The following is a 15,389-nucleotide window of genomic DNA, read 5'->3' as shown; positions in this document are numbered from 1 at the left end:
AAAACCGGCGCCTTTTTTCGTCCTCGATCGTTTTCCGGCCGCCGAACGTCGGCTAATTTTCCATGAGATTCAGCCTCTTGCACTGACGCCGATAAAAAAGCGGAGTCGGAGCAATGGGTTAATATTTTCTTTACGCACCGGCTCTGGACAAGCCGAATCGACCATGATTCCTTGGCGTCAGATTCGGGCAAGCGGCGCTCGAATCACACGAGGGACAGAGGCAGGGACGATGTTGGACGCGCGGCGGGTCACCGCAGCCGATGAGCGGCTGCGCATCAAATTTTCGGACATGGTTGGATTTCTCGCGCGGCTCGGACGACGGTCTTTCGGTTCGTCCTCGCCGATTGCGGGTCAGGCCGAAGTCTCTGTCCGCTCGAGGCGGATCGAGACGATCCTGCGCCGGGCAATCCCGATCCTCATTCTTGCCTTTCTGGCCGTGGTCGCGCTCGCCCGCACCATCGGCATCGTCAACGAGCACCAGCGCATGGCCACAGCCGCCCGGCAGTCGACCGCGCTGATCGCAGCAACGGTCAATGCCGCGCTCGCCGAGCAGGCGACACTCTTCGAAACCCGCAATCGCACCGAGGCCGAGAAGCGCCTCGCCACCTATCTCGACCGCGAGCATTTTGCCAACGGCGCCTTCGTGCTGCTCGTTGATCCCAGCGGCCGCGTCTTCGCCTCGTCGCCAGAAGCTGCCGGTCAGGTCGGCTCGACGATGGTTAGCCTGCTGCCGGAAATGATGACCATCCGCAAATCGGGCAGCCGTACCGGCGCGATCGAAACGGATATCAATGGCGTGCCGCATCACGCCATCTTCACGCCTGTTGGCGCCGATGGCGCTGTCATCGTTGCTGCCCATTCGCTGCAGTCGGTCGAAGAGTTCTGGCGCCGCGAGCTGTCGCTCAACGTCACGCTCTTCATCTGCATCACCGTCATCCTCTTCGTCATCCTGTATGCCTATTTCTACCAGGTGAAGCGGGCCCGCGAGGCGGACGATACCTTCCTCGAATCCAACTTGCGGGTGGAAACGGCGCTCGCCCGCGGTCGCTGCGGCCTCTGGGACTTCGATCTGGAAAGCCGCAAGCTGGTCTGGTCGCGCTCGATGTACGACATGCTCGGCCTCACGCCTTCCACCCAGCCATTGGCCTTCGCCGATGCCGCCCGCCTGATGCATCCCGACGATGGAAATCTTTATGCCCTCGCCCGCTCGGTCGGTCGCGGCAGCTCGCGCCACATCGACCAGATCTTCCGCATGCGCCACGCCCAGGGCCACTATGTCTGGATGCGTGCCCGCGCTCAGATCATCTCGTCCAACACCGGCGACCTGCATGTCATTGGCATTGCAATGGACGTGACCGAGCAGCATCGCCTCGCCCAGCGTTATGCCGAAGCCGACCAGCGCCTCGCCGACGCGATCGAATGCACCTCGGAAGCCTTCGTGCTCTGGGACAAGAATGACAAGCTGGTCGCCTGGAACGGCCATTTCCAGAAGGTCTACGGCTTGCCTGACGACGTGCTGGTGCCCGGCAAGGAACGCTCGCTGGTGCTGGCTGCCGCCGGCAAGCCGATCATCCAGCGCCGCATCGCCGACGCCGACGACGGCACCAATTCGCGCACCTCGGAAGTACAGCTCGCCGACGAACGCTGGCTGCAGATCAACGAACGCCGCACCCGCGACGGCGGCCTTGTCTCCGTTGGCACCGACATCACACTGCTCAAGCGTCATCAGGAGCGCCTGCGCGATCAGGAACGACGCCTGATGGCAACCATCGGCGATCTCTCTGCCTCGCAGAAGATCCTGGAGCGCCAGAAGACCGAGCTTTCCGACGCCAACGAGAAATATCTCGCCGAAAAGCAGCGCGCCGAGGCCGCCAACAAGGCGAAGTCGGAATTCCTGGCCAATATGAGCCACGAACTCAGGACGCCACTCAACGCCATCCTCGGCTTCTCGGAAATCCTGCTCGCCCGCATGTTCGGCCCGGTCGGTTCGCCGAAATACGAGGAATACGCCAAGGACATCCACGAAAGCGGCAAGCATCTGCTCAACGTCATCAACGACATTCTCGACATGTCGAAGATCGAGGCGGGACAGATGAAGATCCGCTGCGAAACCATAGATCTCTGCCCGCTGATCGAAGAGAGCATGCGCCTCACCGCGATCCCGGCCGAAGAAAAGAACATCACCGTCGAACAACGCGTCGAAGCCAGCCTCTCACTCGTCGCCGACCGTCGCGCCATCAAGCAGATCCTGCTCAACATCCTGTCCAATGCCGTGAAATTCACCGATGAAGGCGGCAAGATCGCTCTTCGGGCCCGCAAAGTTCAGGGTGCCGTGATCGTCTCCATCGCCGATACTGGCATCGGCATTCCGAAAAGCGCGCTCAGCAAGATCGGCAATCCTTTCGAACAGGTGCAGAGCCAGTATGCAAAATCAAAGGGCGGCTCGGGCCTCGGCCTTGCCATCTCCCGTTCACTGGTCGCGCTGCATGGCGGCTCGCTGAAGATCCGCTCCCGCGAGGGCCAGGGTACGGTCGTGTCGATGCGCATCCCGGATGTGAGCTTCGCCCAAGGCGTGAAGCGGCGCGCGTGAACGCTGGCACACTCTGAACACGAGGCTTGGTTCCCGGCCCTCTTGAGGGCCGGATCTGTTCCCCGCGCGGCCTTGCGGTCACAAGAAGACCGCTACGACACCACCCGCGAAAACACCTTCCTCACCGCCTTCGAGAGCCGCTTCACCTCTGCCTCGGCCGTTTTCATGTCGGGGCTTTCTGCCGCGCGTGCGACGCGGTCGGTGAGACCGGCCGGCACATTGGCGGGATCGAAGGGGCCGTCGATGCAGAGGCGAATGACCTGCGACAGGTCCGTGTAGAGCTTGAGCGCCGATAGGCAGATATCGAGATCGTTGGGGTCGATGAGCGCGCCGAGCGCCTTCAGTGCGTCCGCCGTCGACAATTCGTTGGTGCGCACGCGGTGACCCTTCGCGGGAGCCACCAGCGCCAGGTATTGCGCAATGAACTCGATATCGACAAGTCCGCCGGGTATGAGCTTCAGGTCCCAGATGTCCTTGGCCGGCTTCTCCTGTTCGATCAGGGCGCGCATTTCCAACACGTCCTTGACCGTTTTTCCGCCATCGCGCGGAGCGGCCAGCACCTCTTCGATGATCCGCTCGGCCTCGGCGACGAGGCCCGCATCGCCGGACATCATGCGAGCGCGCGAGAGTGCCATGTGTTCCCAGGTCCAGGCCTCTTCGCGCTGGTAGCGGGCAAAGGCGCGAAGCCTCGTTGCCACCGGCCCCTTGTTGCCTGAGGGGCGAAGCCGCATGTCGACCTCGTAGAGCACACCTTCGGCCGTGGGCGCAGACAATGCCGCGATCAGCCTTTGGGTTAGCCGGGTAAAGTAACGCACCGGATCAAGCGGCTTTGCACCATCGGATTCAGAGGCATCGTCGTCATGCTCATAGAGCAGGATCAGATCGACATCGGATCCTGCCGTCAGTTCGAAGGAGCCGAGCTTGCCCATGCCGGCCAGCGCCACGCGGCCACCGGGGATCTTGCCATGCGCCGCCTCCATCTCCGCGATGACGGCCTTCAGCGCCTCGTCGATGACGAGGTCGGCGAGGTCGGTGAAAGCGTGGCCTGCCTGGACGCCGCCGATCGAGCCGGTCAGCAAGCGGATGCCGATCAGGAATCGCTGCTCGGCGGCAAAGATGCGCAGCCGGTCGAGGATTTCCTCGTAATGGCGGGCGCTGGAGAGGAAACTCTTCAGCCGTTTTGCGAGATAGTCGCGGGTGGGAAGCTCGACCAGAAGACCCGGATCCAGCATGCCGTCGAAGACATGCGGCCGCTCTGCGATGATCTCGGCAAGCCGCGGGGCGGCCGCCATGATGTTGACCATCAGGTCGAGAAGGGCGGGATTGTTGCCGAGCAGCGAGAAGAGCTGGATGCCGGCGGGAAGCCCTGAGAGGAAGTTGTCGAAGCGCAGCAGCGCCTCGTCGGCCCGCCGGCTCTCGCCGAAGGCCTTCAAGAGATCCGGCGTCATCTCGGTCAACCGCTCACGCGCTTCCACCGATTGCGTCGCGCGGTAACGGCCATAGTGCCAGGTGCGGATCACACCGGAGATGGCTTCCGGCCTTTCGAAGCCGAGCCCCTTCAGCGTCTTCAGAGTGTCCGGGTCATCCTGCTGGCCGGTGAAGACGAGATTGCCCGTCGCGCTCGACAAGCCCTCCTCCTTTTCGAAAAGACGGGCATAGCGCTTCTCGACGGTCTTCAGCGTCGTTTCCAGCGCCCGCGAGAAGGCGGTCGTGTCGATGAAGCCTAGCATGAAGGCAATGCGCTTCAGCTCCGCCTCGGTTTCGGGCAAGACATGCGTCTGCTCGTCATGCACCATCTGGATACGGTGCTCGACATCGCGCATGAACCAGTAGCAGTCGGTCAGTTCTTCGGCCGTCTGTTCATCGATCCAGCGCGCCGCGGCCAGCGCCTTCAGCGCCTCCTCCGTCGGGCGGCAACGGAGGTCCGGCATGCGGCCGCCGGCGATCAGCTGCTGCGTCTGAGCAAAGAATTCGATCTCGCGAATGCCGCCGCGACCGAGCTTGACATTGTGCCCCTTGACCGCGATTGCGCCGTGCCCCTTGTGCACATGGATCTGGCGCTTGATCGAGTGAATGTCGGCGATTGCCGCATAGTCGAGATATTTGCGGAAAACGAAGGGCACGAGTTCCCGCAGGAACCCCTCGCCGGCCTTCAGGTCACCGGCGACCGGTCGCGCCTTGATGAAGGCTGCCCGCTCCCAGTTCTGTCCCCTGCCCTCGTAATAGATGAGCGCTGCCTCCACCGGCACGGCAAGCGGCGTCGATCCCGGATCGGGTCTGAGGCGAAGATCGGTGCGGAAGACATAACCGTCGGCCGTGCGTTCCTGCAGGATGCGCACCAGACGGCGCATCATCCGGGCGTAGGTTTCCATGGCGTCGTCGGGATCCCCAAGGATCCCGGAGTCAGGATCGTAGAAGATGACGAGGTCGATATCGGAGGAATAGTTGAGCTCACGAGCACCGTGTTTGCCCATGCCGAGCACGATCAGCCCGCTGCCTTCGGCGGGATCGTCGCGGTTCTTCAACGTCAGCTTGCCGCCATCATGACCCAGCAGCAGCAGATGATTGATCGCAGCAGCAACAGCCGCGTCCGCCACCGCACTCAGCCAGGCCGTGGTGTCGCGGGCGGTGAAGACCCGGGCGAGATCGGCAAGTGCCGTCAGAAATGCCACCTTGCGCTTTGCGCGCCGCAGCCTGGCCATCACCTCCGGCTCGCCGGGCACGGCACCGGATGCATCAGGCCTCCAGGCCGAGCGCGCCTCTTCGATCGCGTCGAGGATTTGCGGCTCGATCGGCGCCGAGACAGCACCGAGCAGCAGAGACGGTTTCAGGTTGGCGATGTCGCGCAGATAGGGAGACAGTGTGAAAGCCGCGAGGATGAAGCTGCGCAACGGGCCATCGACCGCAAGATGCTCGGCAAGCGCCGGCTCCTGTTTCGTCAGGTCTTTCAGCAGCGCATTGGCCGCCTTGAGCTCCGTCTGGTTCAGTGGGCGGATCACGCCCTCTGCCACATCGGACAATCTGCTCGTCCTGCCGTTCCCCATCAGCGTCTCCTCTCCCGGCCGAGATTTCTAGCGAATCTCAAACCGGGTCAGGTTACGGCTTCAGTCCGGGAAAAACCATGGTCGCCGTCAGGCCGGGATGATCAGGATCACCGCGGGTGTCGGACAGCACAAGTCGCCCGCCGTGAAGCGCCATGATCGCCTCGACGAGCGACAGACCCAGGCCTGTGCCCGGTTTCGACCGGCTCTTGTCGAGGCGCACGAAGCGCTTCACCACTTCGGCGCGCTTGTCTTCGGGCACGCCCGGCCCCTGATCCGAGACGGCAATCTCCACGCCATCGGCCCCGCGCGACACACGCACGCGGATCTCCGAGCCCTCGGCACCCTGGCTGCCATATTTGATGGCATTGTCTATCAGGTTGGAGATCGCCTGCCCCACCAGTTCGCGATTGCCGCGCACGGACAGGCTCGGCGAAATCTCGCAGATCATGGCCTGGCCCGCCTCCTCCGCCACCGGCTCGTAGAGTTCGGCACTGTCGGCGGCAATTGCTGAGATGTCGATGTCGGACAGTTCTGCCGCTATCGAGCCTGCTTCCACCCGCGAAATCATCAAAAGCGCATTGAAGGTGCGGATGAGCTGATCGGATTCGCCGATGATTGTCTCGAGCGCTGCCTTGCGGGCATTCGCGTCATCCTCGTTCAGCGCATCGGCCGCCTTGTTGCGCAATCGCGTCAAGGGCGTCTTCAAGTCGTGGGCGATGTTGTCGGAGACTTGGCGCAATCCCTCGTTCAGCTGTTCGATCCGCCCGAGCATGCCGTTCAGCGAGGACGACAGGCGATCGAACTCGTCGCCAGAGCCCGATACGGGCAGTCGCTGCGAAAGATCGCCTGCCATGATCTTCTGGCTCGCTTCCGAAACCCGGTCGATGCGTTTCAGGGCATTGCGGCCGATCGCAAACCAGATGACGACCGCGCCGACCCCCATGATCAGAAGCGCCACCATCAGCGCCTGACGGACGAGCAGCCTGAGCTTTCCGGGTTCGCCGAGATCGCGACCAACAAGCACGCGGATCCCGTTTTCGAGCACAAAGACATGGCCCGTCGCCAGGTGACGTTTCACTGCGCCGCTGTCGGTATAACGCTGATAGCGGAACGGAAAATTGGTCCAGCCTTCCTCATCGAAGACGCCGGGCTGCAGCGAGGCGACGTTGCCGGCCAGGATCTCTCCGTTGGGGCTCGCGATCACATAGAGGTTGGCGCCCGGCTGGCGGGCACGCCTCTCCATGGTTCTGAGTAGCTGGTTGATGCCGCCGCGCTCGAAGGCGCCCTGGATCTCGGTCACTTCCTGGCGAAGGGCATCACGGGTCTGATTGTTGAGGATACGCTCGGCCAGCCCCGTCACGTAGAAGACGAGGAAGGCGGCGCAGAGCGCAAAGAGAATGATGTAGAGCGCAGACAGCCGGACGGCCGTGGACTTGGCCAGCACCCCGATGCGGGACTTCAGCCGCATGTCAGCCTTCGTCCTTGATCATGTAACCGGCGCCACGCACCGTCTTTAAGAGCGGCCGGTCGAAATCCTTCTCGATCTTCGAACGCAACCGCGAGACATGCACGTCGATGACATTGGTCTGCGGGTCGAAGTGATAGTCCCAGACGTTTTCGAGCAGCATGGTGCGGGTCACCACCTGCCCGGCATTCTTCATCAAGTATTCCAGCAGGCGGAATTCACGCGGCTGCAGCAGGATCTCCTTGCCCGCGCGCTTGACCTCATGGGACAGCCGGTCGAGTTCGAGATCGCCGACCCGGTAGACCATGTCCTGCTCCGGCTTGCCCTTGCGGCGGCCAAGCACCTCGACGCGCGCCAGCAGTTCGGAAAAGGCATAGGGCTTCGGCAGATAGTCGTCGCCGCCGGCACGCAAACCGGTGACGCGGTCATCGACCTGGCCGAGTGCCGAGAGGATCAGGACAGGCGTGTCGATGCCGCGCTTGCGCAGCTCGCTGATGACCGAGAGACCATCCCGGCGCGGCAGCATGCGGTCAACGACCATCACGTCATAAGCATTTTCGGTGCCCATGAAGAGCCCGCTTTCGCCGTCGCTCGCATGATCGGCGACGATGCCGGCCTCGCGAAAGGCCTTGGTCATGTAGGCTGCAGCTTCCAGATCGTCTTCGATGACAAGTATCTTCATGTGCGCGACATTAGCCGCGGCATCCGCCACCGTATAGACGGTTTCGCCGGACTTCGGCTGTCCGTGTTCCGCGATCCCCATGCTTTGTCCTTTCCTGACACGCAGCGGTCGCAACCGCCGGAAGCGACAAAGGGCGCCGCCGGTCCTCGACCGCCGGCGCCCTTCGTCACGTCACAATCAGCCCTGGTTGATCGGGAGCGCCACGAAGCGGCTGCCGCTATCCGATTCGACCTGGAAGAGCGCCCGGGTCCGGCCGTCCTTCTTCGCCTGCTCCAAAACCTTCTGGACGTCGGCTGCCGACGAAACCTCCTGGTTGTTGACCGAGGTGATCGTCTCGCCGGCCTTCAGGCCCTTGTCGGCGGCATCGCTCGACGGATCGACGTCGAGGATGGCAAGCCCCTTGCCGCCATCGGCAGGACGAACGGAAAGGCCGAGGCCCGACAGTTCCTGCTCTGCTTCCGGTGCAGGTGCGGCATCATTTTCCGTGCCGGCGCTCGCAGCCTGGTCGGCCGGCAGTTCGCCGAGCTTGACCTTGACTTCGGTCGCCTTGCCGTCACGCCACAGTGTCACATCAACCGTGGTATCCGGTGCAAAGGCGGCGATGCGGCGGGCCAGATCACGGGGATCCTTGACCGGGTCGCCATTGACGGCCGTCACGACGTCGCCCTGCTTGATGCCGGCGGCTTCACCCGGAGAGCCGGCCTGGGGCGCGACGACAAGCGCACCAGAATCTTCGGCAAGACCGAGGCTATCTGCAATATCCTGCGTCACCGGCTGGATCTGCACACCGAGCCAGCCGCGCGACACCGTACCGGTCTCCTTCAGCTTGGCGATGACATCGGTCGCAACCGAGGCCGGAATGGCGAAGGCGATGCCGACATTGCCACCCGAGGGCGAGAAGATCGCGGTGTTGATACCGACGACTTCGCCGTTCAGGTTGAAGCCGGGACCACCGGAATTGCCGCGGTTTACCGCTGCGTCGATCTGCAGGTAATCGTCATAGGGGCCGGAGCCGATGTTGCGGCCACGGGCCGAGATGATGCCGGCGGTTACCGTGCCACCGAGACCGAAGGGATTGCCGACAGCAACGACCCAGTCACCGACGCGGACCTTCTCGTCGTCCGCAAACTTAACATAGGTGAACTTGGTGTTCGGCGAGTCGACCTTGAGCAAGGCCAGATCAGTACGGCTGTCCTTGCCGACGAGCTTGGCGTCGTACTCCTTGCCGTCGGTCATCACGATGGTGAAGGCGGAGCCGTCGTTGATGACGTGGTTGTTGGTGACGATATAGCCGTCTTCGGAGATGAAGAAGCCGGAGCCCTGAGCGGTCGGGCGCAGGCGTTGCGGACCACGCTCGGCACGCGGGCCGCGATCACGAGGACCTTCCATGCCGGGGCCACCAAATTCGCGGAAGAAGCGTTTCAGCGGGTGATCGTCAGGCAGGTCGTCGAAGCTGCGGCCACCGAAATTGAAGGAGAAGTTGCTCTCGTCGGATGATGCCGGCTGAACATTCGACTGGACGCGAACGGATACGACGGCGGGCAGAACGGCCTCGACAACGTCACCGAAGCTCGGGACCTGCGGCGCATTCACTTCGACCGGGGCGGCGAGCGCCGGAACCGCGGAGAAGGGGGCAGCCGTCACCAGCATCATGGCGGCAAGGCTCGCGGCGGTGGAGGTCTTGAGGATCGTCTTGAGGGAGCGACCTTTGTTCTCGGACATGGGATCTACCTTCATCTGTTCTTCTGACTGGAGCCGCCGGACAACCCGGCGGTGGGAAGCGGTGGATGAAGAGAGATATAGGAGCCGTCACGTTACGGCGAACTGTACGGCAGATGAATTCTTGGTAATCTTTGGTGCGGTACAGGCCGGTTTCAGCAACAAGGCGACAAAGCGGTCTTCCTTAGCCTCCAAGACCCCGGCAAACCTTCATTATTTGAATGACTTACGGACGAATGTGGAAAAGTGCCCTGATCAAGGTTATGTTACTGACGAGGTGAACTCATGGACAAGACCAGCGTCGACAAAAAGCCTACCGAACCTGTCACGCCCGCGCCGACAAAACGTCAGACGCGCCAGCCTTCGCATGGGCAGAATGTGAGGCCAGATGCCGACGATGTGGCTCGGGTCGAGCACGAGCGGCACAAGCGCCTCATGGATTTACTTGCCAAGTGAGCGCTGAACCCGGATGGATCGAACTGTCCGAGGTCATTGCTCTCAATCGAGCTGCAGTCGCCATCACTGGTGAGAGGCATCTTCTGACCAATGCAGTGACGCTCGAAAGCGCGGTCATGAGTCCGCGAAACCTCTTCCTCTACGAAAACGAGGATGACATCGGGGTACTCGGTTGCCGACTCATCGTGGCGCTCAGTCGTGCTCATGCCTTCATCCAGGGCAACAAGCGAACAGCCTGGCTATCCGGCATCATGTTTCTGAACATCAATGGATATGACGTCACCCTGCCGTCGGCGGAGGCGAACACGTTTATCGCGGAGCAGATCACAAAAGTCATTCAGCGAGATGTGACTGAAACCGAATTCTTCAGCAGCCTGGATATCTTCATCGTGCCTCTGTAGTTTGGTAGCCGTTGCACTCCACTCCAATGAGACCGTGCCATCACTCCCGCTCGAGCAACTTCCCCAGCCGCGCTTCCTCTTCCGCCGAAAGCTTCGCCACCGGCTGCACGGCGCGTCGGCGCGTATAGACGACGGCCACGATTAGACCGATGATCGCGAGTGCCGCCGGCGCCCCCCAGAGCCCGATCGTGCGGATGCTCAGCCGCGGCTTCAGAAGCACGAACTCCCCGTAACGCGAGACGACATAGTCGAGCACCTGCTCGTCCGTATCCCCGCCCACCAACCGCTCACGCACCACGACGCGGAGATCGCGGGCGAGCTCGGCATTGGAATCGTCGATCGACTGGTTCTGGCAGACCATGCAGCGCAGCTCTGCCGAGAGCGCACGGGCACGCTGTTCGAGGGCGGGATCGGCGAGCACTTCATCCGGGTTGACGGCAAAGGCATGGATGGGGGTGAGTAGAAGGGCGAGCAGGAGGAAAAGACGGTGGAGGGTAAGCCGCCGTAGCCCCTCAACCTGACCCTCTCCCCGCAAGCGGGTAAAGGGAATGGCTGACATCGGCGGGTTCGCCCTTCTCCCCGCTTGCGGGGAGAAGGTAGCGGCAGCCGGATGAGGGGCAATTTCTTTGATCCACGCCATCACTCCGCAGCCTCCAGCGACGGCTTGGCCGCCACCTTGGCCCGTTTCGGCGCACCAACCCGCAGTCTGCGGTCGGACAGCGACACGACACCACCGATCATCATCACGATCGTGCCGTACCAGATGCAGAGGATCCAGGGCTTCCACCAGACACGCACAACGATGCCGCCATCGGCCATCGGGTCACCCAGCGAGACATAGAGCTGGCTGAAGCCGAATGTGACGATGCCGGCTTCCGTCGTCGGCATCTGGCGCGCCGTATAGAGCCTTTTCGACGACCAGACATCGGCCACTTCGACACCACCCTCGCGGATGGTGAAATGCCCCTGATCCTCGGTGTAGTTCGGTCCGGTCGCGGCACGAATGCCATCGAAGGTCACGACATAACCGCCGGCCTCCGCCGTCATGCCCGGCTTCATCTCGACCACGGTCTCCGTCTCGAAGGTAGTGACGGCCACGACGCCGAGCACGGTGACGCCGATACCGAAATGGGCCAGCGCCGTGCCGAAGGCTGAGCGCGGCAACCCCTTGAAGCGGCTCCAGGCGGTCGAGAGCGGATGCTTGCCGAAGCCTGCACGATACCAGAGGTCTGCAATCGCCCCGCCCATGACGAAGAAGGCGAGCGCGAGGCCACCCACCGCCATGACAGGTCCGCCGTTCTGGGCGTACCAGAGGCCAAGCCCGAGAACGAGCGAAAGGGCCGCCGCCACGTAAAGCCGCTGCAAGGCGCCGAGAAGATCGCCACGCTTCCAGGCGAGGAACGGCCCAAAAGGCACCGCCAGCAGAAGCGGGATCATAAGAAGCCCGAAGGTGATGTTGAAGAAGGGCGGACCGACCGAAATCTTCTCGCCTGTCAGCGTCTCAAGCAACAGCGGATAGAGCGTGCCGATCAGCACCGACGCGGTCGATACCGTCAGGATCAGGTTGTTGAGGACAAGCGCACCTTCGCGCGAGATCGGCTGGAACAGGCCACCGGCCTTGAGCATCGGTGCGCGCAGCGCAAAGAGCGTGAAGGCGCCACCAATGAAAATGACGAGAATGCCGAGGATGAAGACCCCGCGTGTCGGGTCGGTTGCGAACGCATGCACCGAGGTGAGCACGCCCGAACGCACCAGGAAGGTGCCGAGCAGCGACAGCGAGAAGGCGATGATGGCAAGCAGCACCGTCCAGATCTTCAGCGCATCACGCTTCTCCATGACGAGCGCCGAATGCAGAAGAGCAGTGCCCGCGAGCCAGGGCATGAAGGAAGCGTTTTCGACGGGATCCCAGAACCACCAGCCGCCCCAGCCGAGTTCGTAATAGGCCCAGTAAGAACCCATCGAGATCCCGGCGGTCAGGAAGACCCAGGCCGCCAGCGTCCAGGGCCTGACCCAGCGCGCCCAGGCGGCATCGATGCGGCCGTCCATCAAGGCGGCAATCGCGAAGGAGAAGCAGACCGAGAAGCCGACATAACCGAGATAGAGCAGCGGCGGATGGATCGCGAGGCCGATGTCCTGCAGGACCGGGTTGAGGTCCTGACCTTCCGCCGGAATCGGCGACAGTCGGACGAAGGGGTTCGACGTCAGGAGAATGAAGAGCGTGAAGGCCGTCGTGATCCAGGCCTGGACGGCCAGCACATTTGCTTTCAGCCGATCCGGCAGGTTGGTGCCGAAGAAGGCGACCATGGCGCTGAAGAAGGCGAGGATCAGCACCCAGAGGAGCATCGAGCCTTCATGGTTCCCCCAGACCCCGGAGATCTTGTAGATCATCGGCTTCAGGGAGTGGGAGTTCTCATAGACGTTCTGCACCGAGAAGTCGGAGACGACATAACCATAGGTGAGGACGGCAAAGGAGAAGCCGATCAGCAGGAACATAGCATAGGTGCCGGTGGTCGCCACCGCCATCATCGCCGCATCGCCGCGCCGGGCGCCGATCACCGGCAGGATGGAGACGACGAGACAGGTGGCGAGCGCCAGGACGAGAGCATAATGGCCAAGCTCGATGATCATTGGATCGTTTCCTTGCCGCTCAGTTCAACCCCTTGCGCTTCCAGACGATCCGCGACGTCCTTCGGCATGTAGGTCTCGTCATGCTTGGCGAGAACCGTATCGGCGACGAAGACCTTGTCCATGCCTTCGAAACGTCCCTCGGCGACCACGCCCTGCCCCTCCCGGAAAAGATCGGGCAGGATGCCGGTATAGGTCACGGGCAGCTGGCTCAGCGTGTCTGTCACGGTAAAGGTGATCGTCGAGCCTTCACCACGCACCACCGAGCCCGCTTCCACCAGCCCGCCCAGGCGGATGCGGGTTCCCGGCTGCACGTCGGATTGGGCGAGATCCGCCGGAACGTAGAAGTAAGCGATCGACTGGCCGAAGGCGAACATCACCAAGAGCACGGCGGTCAAAATGAAACCCATGCCACCGCCGATCACGGCCAGGCGTTTCTGTTTGCGGGTCATTGGCTCACCTCCTCAACATCAAGGCCGAGTTCCCGCGCCATGGCGAGCAGTTGCTGACCCTCGGCGCCTGCGGCCGGGAAGGTCTTCAGCCCTTCCTGCAGCGCGGCTTCCGCCCGTTCCTTGTCCTTCAGCATCGCATAGGAGCGGACAAGCCGCATCCAACCTTCGAAATTGTTCGGATCTTCCTTCAGCCGCGCATCGAGGCTCGCCACCATGCCGCGGATCATCTCGCCGCGATCGGCCTCCGACATGGTTCCGGCATTGGCAACGTCCTCGGCCGTCGGGTTGCCAAGGGCTGCGGGGTTCTCCGCTTGTGCCTCGCCTTCCGGCGCCGTCCGCGCTGGCTGATCGGCAAGCGGCACGCCGGCGCTATTTGCCGCAATGTGCTGGTTGACCAGTGGCATCCAGGGGGCCGTGGGCGGCGAGGCCTTGGCGATGTTCTGGAACGCGGTCAGCGCCTCCGCGCGGCGACCGGACTGCTCGAGCGCCAGCGCCAGATAGAAGTCTGCACGCGGATTGTTGGGTTCAAGCTTCAGCGCCGCCTGAAATGCCATCTGGGCATCATCGGTGACGATCCCGTCATTGCGCAGCACCAGTGTTTCGCCCAGCCCGTTCATCCGGTCGGCATCGGGGCCGAGAATGCGGATCGCGTTGCGATAGGCGAGTTCGGCATCCGGCAGGCGACCGATGCGGAAATAAACGGGCGCCAGAACGTTCCAGCCATTGCCGTCGGAAGGATTGCTCGCCAGATGCTGCTCGACCTTGGCGACGAGCAGATCGACATCGTCGCCGGGATTTTCCATGCGTGCGGCGAGCGGCGCATCGGGTGTGCCCGGGCTTCCGATTTCCAGATAGCCGGCAAGCCCGATCACGGGAAGACAGAGCAGGATGAAGGCCTGCGACCAGGTGTAGCGACGGCGGGCGGACGAGTTTGCCGCGCCATCGGACGGCTCGCTCCCCTCTCCCGCTTCGCCCACCTTTTCGCGGGCGGCGATCGCGAGCAGCCGACGGCCGATTTCGGCGCGCGCATAGTCGGCATCTTCCGCCGAAATCAGTCCTTGCGCCTTGTCCCGCTCCAGCTCGCGCAGCTGGTCGCGATAGACCGCCGCCTCGCCTTCGTCATAACGCGTCGCCCGGGCCGAGGCCCGCAGCAAGGGGGACAACAGGACGACGGCAACAAAGACCGTCAGCAGCGCGGAGATGATCCAGAACAACATGAAACTCAATTACGGCAAGGACAGGTGCTTTCCAACAGCCAAACCTCCCCTGACGCAAAGTTGAGGCGTTTGGCCGCAAGAATTCTCTAAGCCTGCATAACCCGCCCAGCCTTGACCCAAGTCAAGTGGAAAGACCTCAAGACTGGCGCTGTGTGGGCGTGATCGTGAACTGCAGCCCCATCGTGGCCAGTATCTTGGCCAATGTTTCAAACTGTGGCTTGCCGTTCTTCGACAGGGATTTGTAAAGGCTGCCCCTGTTCAGCTGCGCCTGTTCCGCCACACCCGCCAGCCCGCCAGCCTGCGCCTTGGCAACGTGACGCAGGGCCTCCTGGAAGAGCTCCATGTCACCACTTTCAAGGAACTCCGCCAGATAAATGGCTGCATTCTCCGGGTCCCGCAGCAGCTCTTCATAGCGGTCGAAATCGAACGGTCTGCTCGGCTTGTTCACGGCTTCATCCTCTTACGATAGTCCTCCAGATAGACCTTGGCCCTTTCGAGCGTCCGCCTCTGATCTTTCTTCGTCGCGCCTGCCAACAACAGAACCACCGTATTTCCAAGGACCGTGTAGACCACGCGGTAACCGGCTCCGGCATGGATCCGCATTTCAAAGATGCCGTGCGCACCTGCCAACGGTTTCCAATCGCCGAAATTACCCAATGATGCGCGGCGGATGCGTGCCAAAAATTTGGGTTCTGATTTCGGAACTGGCAATCGCATCGAGCCACGCCTGGAAAGGCG

Annotated in this window: 13 protein-coding genes; 3 read left to right on the top strand and 10 right to left on the bottom strand. The window is 62.5% G+C overall.

Features of this window, described 5'->3' with window-relative positions; translation table 11 throughout:
- Positions 1 to 229: 229 nt before the first annotated feature.
- Complete coding sequence (locus tag ACQKP1_RS06550) at positions 230 to 2,590, top strand: ATP-binding protein (RefSeq protein ID WP_427274655.1); 2,361 nt, start codon at positions 230 to 232, stop codon at positions 2,588 to 2,590.
- A 92-nt stretch (positions 2,591 to 2,682) separates the two neighbouring features.
- Here the strand turns inward: ACQKP1_RS06550 and ACQKP1_RS06545 are convergent, their stop codons facing one another.
- From ACQKP1_RS06545 to ACQKP1_RS06530, 4 genes are all read right to left on the bottom strand, one after another.
- Positions 2,683 to 5,634 carry a bifunctional [glutamine synthetase] adenylyltransferase/[glutamine synthetase]-adenylyl-L-tyrosine phosphorylase gene (locus ACQKP1_RS06545; protein WP_427274654.1) on the bottom strand — a complete coding sequence of 984 codons (2,952 nt, stop codon included), beginning with the start codon at positions 5,632 to 5,634 and terminating at the stop codon, positions 2,683 to 2,685.
- 52 nt (positions 5,635 to 5,686) lie between these two features.
- Positions 5,687 to 7,102, bottom strand: coding sequence for a sensor histidine kinase (locus ACQKP1_RS06540; protein ID WP_427274653.1), 1,416 nt, complete (start codon positions 7,100 to 7,102; stop codon positions 5,687 to 5,689).
- A 1-nt stretch (position 7,103) separates the two neighbouring features.
- A complete protein-coding gene (locus ACQKP1_RS06535) occupies positions 7,104 to 7,862 on the bottom strand; it encodes a response regulator transcription factor (RefSeq protein WP_427274652.1) in 759 nt (252 codons plus the stop codon).
- Positions 7,863 to 7,958: 96 nt separating this feature from the next.
- A complete protein-coding gene (locus ACQKP1_RS06530) occupies positions 7,959 to 9,503 on the bottom strand; it encodes a Do family serine endopeptidase (RefSeq protein ID WP_427274651.1) in 1,545 nt (514 codons plus the stop codon).
- 282 nt (positions 9,504 to 9,785) lie between these two features.
- On the opposite strand from ACQKP1_RS06530, the gene ACQKP1_RS06525 reads away from it, so the two are divergent.
- Together ACQKP1_RS06525 and ACQKP1_RS06520 are read left to right on the top strand one after the other, a co-directional pair.
- A complete protein-coding gene (locus ACQKP1_RS06525) occupies positions 9,786 to 9,956 on the top strand; it encodes a hypothetical protein (protein ID WP_427274650.1) in 171 nt (56 codons plus the stop codon).
- Entirely contained in the window at positions 9,953 to 10,357 is a 405-nt protein-coding gene (locus ACQKP1_RS06520; protein ID WP_427274649.1) for a type II toxin-antitoxin system death-on-curing family toxin, read from the top strand. The genes ACQKP1_RS06525 and ACQKP1_RS06520 overlap by 4 nt, the downstream gene beginning before the upstream one ends.
- Positions 10,358 to 10,397: 40 nt before the next feature.
- Here the strand turns inward: ACQKP1_RS06520 and ACQKP1_RS06515 are convergent, their stop codons facing one another.
- From ACQKP1_RS06515 to ACQKP1_RS06490, 6 genes are all read right to left on the bottom strand, one after another.
- The gene (locus ACQKP1_RS06515; RefSeq protein WP_427276418.1) at positions 10,398 to 10,832 is read right to left on the bottom strand and encodes a cytochrome c-type biogenesis protein; all 435 of its coding nucleotides are present in this window, start codon (positions 10,830 to 10,832) and stop codon (positions 10,398 to 10,400) included.
- Between the two features lie 164 nt (positions 10,833 to 10,996).
- Entirely contained in the window at positions 10,997 to 12,985 is a 1,989-nt protein-coding gene (locus tag ACQKP1_RS06510) for a heme lyase CcmF/NrfE family subunit (RefSeq protein WP_427274648.1), read from the bottom strand.
- On the bottom strand, positions 12,982 to 13,434 hold the full coding sequence (ccmE, locus tag ACQKP1_RS06505; RefSeq protein WP_427274647.1) for a cytochrome c maturation protein CcmE: 453 nt from the start codon (positions 13,432 to 13,434) through the stop codon (positions 12,982 to 12,984). The genes ACQKP1_RS06510 and ccmE overlap by 4 nt, the downstream gene beginning before the upstream one ends.
- Positions 13,431 to 14,651, bottom strand: coding sequence for a c-type cytochrome biogenesis protein CcmI (gene ccmI / locus ACQKP1_RS06500; protein WP_427274646.1), 1,221 nt, complete (start codon positions 14,649 to 14,651; stop codon positions 13,431 to 13,433). Before ccmI ends, ccmE begins: the two co-directional genes overlap by 4 nt.
- A 136-nt stretch (positions 14,652 to 14,787) precedes the next feature.
- The gene (locus tag ACQKP1_RS06495; protein ID WP_427274645.1) at positions 14,788 to 15,099 is read right to left on the bottom strand and encodes an addiction module antidote protein; all 312 of its coding nucleotides are present in this window, start codon (positions 15,097 to 15,099) and stop codon (positions 14,788 to 14,790) included.
- Positions 15,096 to 15,368, bottom strand: a complete 273-nt coding sequence (locus ACQKP1_RS06490; RefSeq protein WP_427274644.1) for a type II toxin-antitoxin system RelE/ParE family toxin — start codon at positions 15,366 to 15,368, stop codon at positions 15,096 to 15,098. Before ACQKP1_RS06490 ends, ACQKP1_RS06495 begins: the two co-directional genes overlap by 4 nt.
- Positions 15,369 to 15,389: the final 21 nt, after the last annotated feature.

This window comes from Allorhizobium sp. NPDC080224 (genome assembly GCF_050281005.1).
In the GTDB taxonomy this organism is placed as follows: domain Bacteria; phylum Pseudomonadota; class Alphaproteobacteria; order Rhizobiales; family Rhizobiaceae; genus Allorhizobium.
The sequence above is the reverse complement of the archived record's forward strand: the minus strand, read 5'-3'. Positions and strand labels throughout refer to the sequence as shown.

Bases quoted from the DNA above. Each gene is read 5' to 3' on its own strand.
- ACQKP1_RS06535 (WP_427274652.1), bottom strand. From the start codon at position 7,862: ATGGGGATCGCGGAACACGGACAGCCGAAGTCCGGCGAAACCGTCTAT.
- ccmI (WP_427274646.1), bottom strand. From the start codon at position 14,651: ATGTTGTTCTGGATCATCTCCGCGCTGCTGACGGTCTTTGTTGCCGTC.
- ACQKP1_RS06530 (WP_427274651.1), bottom strand. From the start codon at position 9,503: ATGTCCGAGAACAAAGGTCGCTCCCTCAAGACGATCCTCAAGACCTCC.
- ACQKP1_RS06545 (WP_427274654.1), bottom strand. From the start codon at position 5,634: ATGGGGAACGGCAGGACGAGCAGATTGTCCGATGTGGCAGAGGGCGTG.
- ACQKP1_RS06510 (WP_427274648.1), bottom strand. From the start codon at position 12,985: ATGATCATCGAGCTTGGCCATTATGCTCTCGTCCTGGCGCTCGCCACC.
- ACQKP1_RS06550 (WP_427274655.1), top strand. From the start codon at position 230: ATGTTGGACGCGCGGCGGGTCACCGCAGCCGATGAGCGGCTGCGCATC.
- ACQKP1_RS06490 (WP_427274644.1), bottom strand. From the start codon at position 15,368: ATGCGATTGCCAGTTCCGAAATCAGAACCCAAATTTTTGGCACGCATC.
- ccmE (WP_427274647.1), bottom strand. From the start codon at position 13,434: ATGACCCGCAAACAGAAACGCCTGGCCGTGATCGGCGGTGGCATGGGT.
- ACQKP1_RS06525 (WP_427274650.1), top strand. From the start codon at position 9,786: ATGGACAAGACCAGCGTCGACAAAAAGCCTACCGAACCTGTCACGCCC.
- ACQKP1_RS06540 (WP_427274653.1), bottom strand. From the start codon at position 7,102: ATGCGGCTGAAGTCCCGCATCGGGGTGCTGGCCAAGTCCACGGCCGTC.